The organism is Pseudomonas sp. GYB4201 (assembly GCF_056312595.1).
The window spans coordinates 1-3,425 of record NZ_JBWGIG010000082.1 but is presented as its reverse complement, the minus strand read 5'-3'; the positions used below and the strand labels follow the sequence as shown (position 1 = coordinate 3,425).

2 protein-coding genes are annotated in these 3,425 nt (G+C 66.7%); both read left to right on the top strand.

Translation table 11 applies throughout. The features are described 5' to 3' along the window. The first annotated feature begins 444 nt into the window (after positions 1 to 444). Complete coding sequence (locus AC0Z2B_RS32395) at positions 445 to 1,563, top strand: HlyD family secretion protein (protein ID WP_476302253.1); 1,119 nt, start codon at positions 445 to 447, stop codon at positions 1,561 to 1,563. Further along, on the top strand, positions 1,560 to 3,125 hold the full coding sequence (locus AC0Z2B_RS32390; protein ID WP_476302251.1) for a DHA2 family efflux MFS transporter permease subunit: 1,566 nt from the start codon (positions 1,560 to 1,562) through the stop codon (positions 3,123 to 3,125). Before AC0Z2B_RS32395 ends, AC0Z2B_RS32390 begins: the two co-directional genes overlap by 4 nt. The last annotated feature ends 300 nt before the right edge of the window (positions 3,126 to 3,425 follow it).

The window sequence follows — 3,425 nt, the reverse complement described above, 5'->3', positions numbered from 1 at the left end:
ATGCACATATCCAATACCAAGGGTGATGCACAATCACCTTTCCGCCCTTACGGCGGCTCACTTTTTGTCAAACGCCACAAAAAGTAAGCAAAAAAGGCTTGCCCCTGCTTGGTCCCTACGCTTCGCTGCGGGTCCCCTCCCTCCGGCGCCGATCAAGCGGACGACGGCCCGGAATAGAAGCGTCTCCGGTTCCGTCTTCCTCGGCTCCGCCTCGGACCGCTTGCTCGACGCCTCCAGTCGGCCCTGGCGCTTTACGGGGCACACAATCAAGATCAAAGGCCGCACGGGATCAAGATCAAACGCAGTTCGCGGCGTTTCCTGGGCGCGGCTGCGCCGCGCCGCGCCGACAACCGGACCTCTCCCCGCCCTTCCATTATTAGATTCACTATGTAATATTATGACCATAATATAAACACTTCCCCGAAAAACACGAGGCCGCCCGCCATGGACGCTCACGTCACCCCCGCGCCCGAAACCCTCACCGCCACCCCTGGCGCCAGTCGCAAGCAAGCCCTGCGCCTGGGCGTGCTGGCCCTCGCCGTGCTCGGCGCCCTGGCCTACGCCGGCCACTGGTGGCTGGCGGCCCGCTTCATCGAGGACACCGACGACGCCTACGTCGGCGCCGACGTGACCGTGATCAGCGCCAAGGTGCCCGGCTACATCACCGACGTGGCGGTGCAGGACAACCAGTTCGTCAAGGCCGGTGACCTGCTGGCGCGCATCGATGTGCGCGACTACCGCACCGCCCTGGCCAAGGCCGACGGCGCCGTGGCCGCGCAGCAGGCGACGCTGGTCAACCTTGACGCCACCGAACAGCTGCAACAGGCAGTGATCAACCAGGCCCGCGCGCAGATCGACGCCGCCGACGCCGAAGCCCAGCGCGCCGGCGACGACCACGCCCGCTACCAGACCCTGGTACGCAGCCAGGCCGTGTCGGTGGAAAGCGCCCAGCGCGCCGACGCCACCTGGAAGACCGCGCGCGCCGACCGTGCCCGCGCCGAGGCCGGCCTGCAAGCCGCACGCCGCCAGCTGGACGTGATCGACAGCCAGCGCGGCCAGGCCCGCGCCGCCTTGCAGCAGGCCCAGGCCGAACGCGACCAGGCGCAGCTGAACATCGGCTACACCGAACTGCGCGCACCGGTGGACGGCTACGTCGGCAACCGCCGTGCCCGGATAGGCGCCTACGCGGCCGCCGGCAGCCAGCTGATTTCGGTGGTGCCGGCCAAGGGCCTGTGGATCGACGCCAACTTCAAGGAAGACCAACTGGCGCGCATGCAGGTCGGCCAAGGCGTGAGCATCCGCGCCGATATCCTCCCGGGGCGGGTGTTCCATGGCCACATCGACAGCCTGGCGCCGGCCACGGGCGCACAGTTCAGCGTGCTGCCGCCGGAAAACGCCACCGGCAACTTCACCAAGATCGTCCAGCGCGTGCCGGTGCGGGTGCGCCTGGACAGCAGCGACGCCGAGTTCGGCGCCCTGCGCCCCGGCCTGTCAGTGACGGCCCGGGTCGACACCCAGCAGCACGCCGGCCACGATGACGTTGCCGTGGCCAGCCGGCCATGAACAGCCCGCTGCCCACCCTCAGCACCCGCCAGAAGGTCGCCGCCTTCGCCACGATGTGCGTCGGCATGTTCATCGCCCTGATCGACATCCAGATCGTCTCCGCCTCGCTCAAGGACATCGGCGGCGGCCTGTCTGCAGGCGCCGACGACACCGCCTGGGTGCAGACCGCCTACCTGATCGCCGAGATCATCGTCATCCCCATGTCCGGCTGGCTGTCACGGGTGATGAGTACGCGCTGGCTGTTCGCCGCCTCGGCGGCCGGCTTCACCCTGACCAGCCTGCTGTGCGCGCTGGCCTGGAACATCCAGAGCATGATTGCCTTCCGCGCCCTGCAGGGCTTTTTGGGTGGCTCGATGATCCCCTTGGTGTTCACCACCGCCTTCATGTATTTCACCGGCAAGCAGCGCGTCATCGCCGCCTCCACCATCGGCGCCATCGCCTCCCTGGCGCCGACCCTGGGCCCGGCGGTGGGCGGCTGGATCACCGACATCTCGTCCTGGCACTGGCTGTTCTACATCAACCTGCTGCCGGGGCTGTTCGTGACCTTCGCCGTACCGATGCTGGTCAAGGTCGACCGCCCCAACCCCAGCCTGCTCAAGGGCGCCGACTACATCGGCATGGCGCTGATGGCGATGTTTCTCGGCTGCCTGGAGTACACCCTGGAGGAAGGCCCGCGCTGGAACTGGTTCAGCGACAGCACCATCGCCACCACCGCCTGGATCGCCGCGGTCAGCGGCGCGCTGTTCATCTGGCGCTGCCTGGAAATACGCGAGCCCATCGTCGACCTGCGCGCCCTGGGCGAACGCAACTTCGCCCTGGGCTGCCTGTTCTCGTTCATCACCGGCATCGGCATCTTCGCCACCATCTACCTCACCCCGCTGTTCCTGGGCCGGGTGCGCGGCTACGGTTCACTGGACATCGGCTTGGCGGTGTTCTCCACCGGCATCTTCCAGCTGCTGGCGATTCCGGTGTACGCGCTGCTGGCCAACCGCATCGACCTGCGCTGGATACTGATGTTGGGGCTGTCGCTGTTCGCCCTGTCCATGTGGGATTTTTCGCCCATCACCCACGACTGGGGCGCCAAGGAACTGCTGCTGCCCCAGGCCATCCGCGGCTTTGCCCAGCAGATGGCGGTGCCGCCGGTGGTCACCCTGACGCTCGGTTCCTTGGCCCCCGACCGCCTGAAACTGGCCTCGGGCCTGTTCAACCTGATGCGCAACCTGGGCGGCGCCCTCGGCATCGCCGCCTGCGCCACGGTGCTCAACGACCGCAGCAACCTGCACTTCCTGCGCCTGGCCGAGCACCTCAACACCCGCAACGAAAGCATGAACAACTGGCTCGAGCAACTCACCCTGAACGCCCAACTGCTGGGCCAGAACAGCCTCGACGCCAGCCAGACCGCCTTGCGCCAGCTGTGGGCGCTGACCTGGCGCGAGGCACAGGTGCTGACCTACGCCGATGCGTTCCTGATGATCATGGCCTGCTTCATCGTCGCCACGGCGCTGGTGCCGCTGATGCGCAAGGTGCAGCCGCCGCAACAGCCCTCGGCCGACGCCCATTGATCGCGCTTGTCACCGCTGTGGCCACCGATCGGCCTGAAACGGCTGATGCTGGCCACGTCCGGACCGCACCCATAGCAGCGGCCAAAGGCCGCGTCCCAGCCGCCGGGATTGCGCAGGCCAGCGCCGGACGCCGCCTTCGGCAGCTTGTGTCTAGAAGAAGGAATAGAATCCGGGGTGAGAGCGGTGAATGGCAGGTTGTTCAGCAGCAGTGTTGATAAGCACGTGTAGCAGCAGAACCGCCATTCACCTCTCCGCTCTGGCTATAAGCCCGAACAGTTGAACGAGCCTACCTCGAACATC